Source organism: Mesorhizobium sp. (assembly GCF_024509055.1).
Taxonomy (GTDB): Bacteria; Pseudomonadota; Alphaproteobacteria; order Rhizobiales; family Rhizobiaceae; genus Mesorhizobium.
This window is the reverse complement of record NZ_JANINM010000072.1, coordinates 1-4488: the sequence shown is the minus strand read 5'-3', so window position 1 is coordinate 4488 and position 4488 is coordinate 1. Positions and strand designations below refer to the sequence as shown.

Sequence of the window (4488 nt, the reverse complement as noted above, 5' to 3'; positions counted from 1 at the left end):
AAAGAATGGCACTGAAGATCAGACTGGCCCGCGCGGGCTCGAAGAAGCGTCCTTACTACCACGTCGTCGTCGCCGACGCCCGCTCGCCGCGCGACGGCCGCTTCATCGAGGCGCTGGGTTCCTGGAACCCGCTGCTGCCGAAGGACGGCGAGCGCGTCAAGGTTGACGCCGACCGCGTCAAGCACTGGCTCTCGCACGGCGCCCAGCCGACCGACCGCGTGCTGCGCTTCCTCGACGAGGCCGGCCTTGCCAAGCGCGAGGCCCGCTCCAACCCGAAGAAGGCCGAGCCGGGCAAGAAGGCGCAGGAACGCGCCGCCCTTCTGAAGAAGGCGCAGGACGACGCCGCTGCCGCCGTCGCCGCGGCAACCGCCGCGCCGGAAGCTGCTACCGCGGAATAATCACCGGCATATCTTCACATAATAAAACGGCGGGCTTTGCCCGCCGTTTTTCTTTGGCTCCGGCCGTGATGCCTCAATAGCCCTGCGGACAACGCGCGACGTAGACCCGCCCATAGCGGTCGCGGTAACGGCACTGGCCGCTCTCGCTGGCATGGCCGATCAGTGCACCGGCAATCGCGCCGACGGCGCCGCCGACGACCGCGCCCTGCACCGGGTTCCCGGCAACCGCGGCGCCGACCGCCGCGCCGCCCAGACCGCCGATCGCGGCGCCTTTTTCCGTCTGCGAGCACGCGCCGAGCGCCATCGTCAGCACCAGAATGGTCATTGCTTTCTTCATTTCAGTTCCTCTCTCACGCGGATCGCCGTCCTCACCGCCACGCTCCTTAACTCGCAGGCGGCTAATTTGATCCAAAAAAAGAATGAGCATTGCTGTTTCAAGCGCCGGCGCGAGCTGCGCCGGTCGGCCCCAATGCCCTTGAGAGTGCTGACGAATTAGCGCTCGGTAACACGCTTCAGGTTGGCAAGGCCGGCTTCGAAATCCTTGCCGATCATCTTGTCGAAATTCATGAAGAGGCCCATCAGCTTGGCGATGAACGGCCGGGCTCCTTTCATCGCCCAGGTAACCGTCGTGGCGTCTCCGCCAGGGGCCAAAGTGAAGTCCACCGTGTTGTTGGCCCGAAACGGCTTTTCGAAATCGAGCCTCAACGCGACCAGCAATGGCGATACGGAATTGGCTATCTCCATGCGGCCGATACCGGCCTTGTTGTTGCCTTCCCAGGCATAGGCGGCGCCCTTGCCGGCTTCGGCGCCGGAAAGTGTGCGCTTCATCTGCGGATCGAGTTTCTCGTAGGGCGACCACTCGGGCCAGCGCCGAAAATCGTTGATCAGCGGAAAGATCGCCTCAGCCGGCGCCTTGATGCTGGCGGAGCGGCTGACGACGAAGTCGTTCGCCTGTGTCGCGGCGTAGATCAGCACGGCGGCGATGACGACGATCACGATGATGAGGATGGTGGCAAGCATTTTTTCTCTCCCTGCTTAGCGGGCGAACGGTATGAGCGCGCGCACCCGGGGATCGCGCAGATAGAGCCCGCCCCATAGCATGACGCCGAGATAGGCGCCGAACAGCGTATGCGAAAACAGCGGATTGCCGATGCGCACATGCGTGGAAATGGCGCCGCCCATATAGCCGGTCAGCAGAATGGCGCCGAGCACCGAGGTGCGCGGCAGGGCATAGAGAGCGGTCGAGACCAGCCCGACAATGCCGAGCAGGCGCGCGGTGCCGATATCGGCCGGCCAGCCGAGCTGCGCCATCGTCTGGGTGACGATATCGAGCGGCGGCAGCTTGATGACGCCGTCGAAGATCATGAACAGCACCACGACGGCGCTGAGCACGCGTCCGGTCCACAAGGCGCCCTTTGAAGCGGGCGCGGCTTCAGAAATGGTCATTGATGTTCCCTCCAGGATGTTTCGAATGCCGGCACTTTGCCAGCTTCGACCCAAGGACGGGGAACCATGCCGGAATCCGACATGGCGGCCTCTCTTTTCACCGCTGCCCTACCGGCACCCCGCCAGATGATCTACTGAGGAACATCGGAGCGAGGACATAATGGCCGGCGAGACAGACCTGCAAAGACTGCTGGCGTCGATGACGCCGCACCTGCTTCCCGGAGCCTATATCTTTGCGACGCTGCCGCCGGGCAAGTCTCTTCCGGAAGGGCTCGATCCGGTCATGACCTTCCGCGAGGCCGAGGGCCTGACGCTGATCCTGGCGGAGGAACAGGCGGATGCGGCAGGCATCGCCGGCACGTTCCGCTGCCGCATGATCACGCTCGACATCCATTCCTCGCTGGAGGCAGTCGGCTTCCTCGCCGCCATCACGACCCGGCTGGCGGCCGCCGGCATGGGCGTCAATCCGGTCTCCGCCTTCTATCACGACCACCTGTTCGTGCCGGCGGAGCGGGCGGATGAGGCGCTGGGGCTCTTGGGGCAACTGGCGGCGTTTGCGACCAAGGATCTGACAGTGACGAAATCGAGGTGATCGCCAGCGGCCGCATGTCATCGGGGAACACGACGATCTCGATGCCTTGCTGGATGAAAACTAAGGCATGCCGCGTCCCAAGCCACAGGTCGGCCAGCTCATTTCCTATGCATATCTGTAAGCGTATAAAGAACATCCGACAGGTGACTATCGGCATTTTCGAAAATCAGAGGCCGATAAACATTACAAATCCTTGAGTCCACACAATGTTTTCTTGCTCATGGACTTTCCAGAACACCGATGATTCGGTGCGAGTTAAAAGAAGAATACCATCTTCTTTCTGGATGTAATTAGCCACCTTGATAGAAGTATCTTCCTTGCAAGGCGACCCAATCGTGAAACCTTGATTGACCAACGTAGTCGAAAGTTTGCTTGCCGGGGTCCCGGGAGGAAATTGTACTCGCAAACGCTGATCGAGCTCGGGCGAAAGCGCAGGTTTCTCCTTGCTTGCCGAAGCGGGGCGCGGGCAGCCGCCGTACCAACCGCCTCGGGCTGACACCCCCTGCAATAGGGGCGGAACATCCTGCCCGCACGATGTTATTGCGGCACAACAGGCTAACCAAAGTATGAGCCGAAGTAATGCAACCATTCTGGCCATGCTTACCTTCGTAAAGCTCTGACGGAGATGCAAGCATAATAAGCCAATCAATCAGTGCGTCGAGAATGTCATGTTGGGCCGGTCGAGAGCGCCGGCAATATCGCCATCCATCGAACGCTTGAGTGAGGCGCACATCGTCTTGGCAATGGCAGCGCCGGGCGAATTACGGTCTGCCGCGATCGCTCAGGCCGGCGCCCCTAGTCCGCCCTCGGGCACCTTCTCCCCGTTAAACGGGAAGAAGGACAGGCACCCCCGGCCGAAGGCCGAGCCCGCGACTGCGGGCCGCCGGTCGTCCGGCGCGCCCGCGCAGGGCCAGCCGCGGCAGCGGCGGTACGGCCCGTGAGCGAAAATAACCGCCGTCAGGCCGCCTTCTTCTTCGGCTGGATCAGGCCGCGCTCGACCAGCAGCTCGGCGATCTGCACGGCGTTCAGCGCCGCGCCCTTGCGCAAATTGTCGGAGACCACCCACATCGCCAGGCCGTTGTCGACGGTCGAGTCCTCGCGGATGCGCGAAATGAAGGTGGCGTCCTCGCCAGCCGATTCGAGCGGCGTGATGTAGCCGCCGTTCTCGCGCTTGTCGAGCACCTGGCAGCCCGGCGCCTCGCGCAGGATCTCGCGCGCCTCGTCGGCAGTGATCGGCTTCTCGAACTGGATGTTGACCGCTTCCGAGTGGCCGATGAACACCGGCACGCGCACGCAGGTCGCCGTCAGCTTGATCTTGGGGTCGAGCATCTTCTTGGTTTCGGCCACCATCTTCCACTCTTCCTTGGTGAAGCCGTCATCGAGGAAGACGTCGATATGCGGGATGACGTTGAAGGCGATGCGCTTGGTGAACTTCTTGACGTCGACCTGGTCGGCGACGAAGACCGCGCGGGTCTGGGTGAAGAGCTCGTCCATGCCTTCCTTGCCCGCGCCCGACACCGACTGGTAGGTCGCGACGACAACGCGCTTGATGGTGGCGACATCGTGCAGCGGCTTCAGCGCCACGACCAGCTGCGCCGTCGAGCAGTTCGGGTTGGCGATGATGTTCTTGCGCGAGAACAGCTCGATCGCGTCCGGGTTCACTTCCGGCACGATCAGCGGCACATCCGGGTCGTAGCGGAAAGCCGACGAATTATCGATGACGACGCAGCCCTGCTTGCCGATCTTGGGCGACCATTCCTTGGAGACGTTGCCGCCGGCCGACATGACGCAGAGGTCGGTGTCGGAAAAATCATAGGTGTCGAGCGCCTTCACCTTCAGCGTGCGGTCGCCGAAGGACACTTCGGTGCCCTGGCTGCGCCGCGAGGCGAGCGCCACGACCTCGCTCACGGGGAAACCGCGTTCGTCCAGAATGTTCAGCATTTCTCGGCCCACATTGCCCGTGGCGCCGACTACCGCAACCTTGAAACTCATAGAGATCTCCTGTCCCTCTCCGCTTGGTTGTTGGAGAAAACCCGCCGGCCTCATGCGGGT

At 62.5% G+C, this 4488-nt stretch carries 7 protein-coding genes; 2 read left to right on the top strand and 5 right to left on the bottom strand.

Annotated elements, in window-relative coordinates:
* The first annotated feature begins 5 nt into the window (after positions 1-5).
* Complete coding sequence (gene rpsP / locus Q0L57_RS04420) at positions 6-398, top strand: 30S ribosomal protein S16 (protein ID WP_296738671.1); 393 nt, start codon at positions 6-8, stop codon at positions 396-398.
* A 73-nt stretch (positions 399-471) separates the two neighbouring features.
* Here the strand turns inward: rpsP and Q0L57_RS04415 are convergent, their stop codons facing one another.
* The 3 genes from Q0L57_RS04415 to Q0L57_RS04405 all read right to left on the bottom strand — a co-directional run bounded on the left by Q0L57_RS04415 (position 472) and on the right by Q0L57_RS04405 (position 1844).
* A complete protein-coding gene (locus Q0L57_RS04415; protein ID WP_296738668.1) occupies positions 472-735 on the bottom strand; it encodes a YMGG-like glycine zipper-containing protein in 264 nt (87 codons plus the stop codon).
* A gap of 155 nt (positions 736-890) precedes the next feature.
* Complete coding sequence (locus Q0L57_RS04410) at positions 891-1418, bottom strand: SRPBCC family protein (protein WP_296738665.1); 528 nt, start codon at positions 1416-1418, stop codon at positions 891-893.
* 15 nt (positions 1419-1433) lie between these two features.
* Positions 1434-1844 carry a DoxX family protein gene (locus Q0L57_RS04405; RefSeq protein WP_296738663.1) on the bottom strand — a complete coding sequence of 137 codons (411 nt, stop codon included), beginning with the start codon at positions 1842-1844 and terminating at the stop codon, positions 1434-1436.
* Between the two features lie 160 nt (positions 1845-2004).
* On the opposite strand from Q0L57_RS04405, the gene Q0L57_RS04400 reads away from it, so the two are divergent.
* Positions 2005-2436: an ACT domain-containing protein gene (locus Q0L57_RS04400; RefSeq protein WP_296738661.1), complete on the top strand. Its 432-nt coding sequence runs from the start codon at positions 2005-2007 to the stop codon at positions 2434-2436.
* Positions 2437-2602: 166 nt separating this feature from the next.
* On the opposite strand, the gene Q0L57_RS04395 is transcribed toward Q0L57_RS04400, so the two are convergent.
* The gene (locus Q0L57_RS04395; RefSeq protein WP_296738659.1) at positions 2603-3034 is read right to left on the bottom strand and encodes a hypothetical protein; all 432 of its coding nucleotides are present in this window, start codon (positions 3032-3034) and stop codon (positions 2603-2605) included.
* A 359-nt stretch (positions 3035-3393) separates the two neighbouring features.
* On the bottom strand, positions 3394-4428 hold the full coding sequence (locus Q0L57_RS04390) for an aspartate-semialdehyde dehydrogenase (protein ID WP_296738656.1): 1035 nt from the start codon (positions 4426-4428) through the stop codon (positions 3394-3396).
* Between the last annotated feature and the right edge of the window lie 60 nt (positions 4429-4488).

Excerpts from the sequence above, each read along its gene's own strand:
- rpsP (WP_296738671.1), top strand. The coding sequence starts at position 6 with ATGGCACTGAAGATCAGACTGGCCCGCGCGGGCTCGAAGAAGCGTCCT.
- Q0L57_RS04415 (WP_296738668.1), bottom strand. The coding sequence starts at position 735 with ATGAAGAAAGCAATGACCATTCTGGTGCTGACGATGGCGCTCGGCGCG.
- Q0L57_RS04410 (WP_296738665.1), bottom strand. The coding sequence starts at position 1,418 with ATGCTTGCCACCATCCTCATCATCGTGATCGTCGTCATCGCCGCCGTG.
- Q0L57_RS04405 (WP_296738663.1), bottom strand. The coding sequence starts at position 1,844 with ATGACCATTTCTGAAGCCGCGCCCGCTTCAAAGGGCGCCTTGTGGACC.
- Q0L57_RS04400 (WP_296738661.1), top strand. The coding sequence starts at position 2,005 with ATGGCCGGCGAGACAGACCTGCAAAGACTGCTGGCGTCGATGACGCCG.
- Q0L57_RS04395 (WP_296738659.1), bottom strand. The coding sequence starts at position 3,034 with ATGGCCAGAATGGTTGCATTACTTCGGCTCATACTTTGGTTAGCCTGT.
- Q0L57_RS04390 (WP_296738656.1), bottom strand. The coding sequence starts at position 4,428 with ATGAGTTTCAAGGTTGCGGTAGTCGGCGCCACGGGCAATGTGGGCCGA.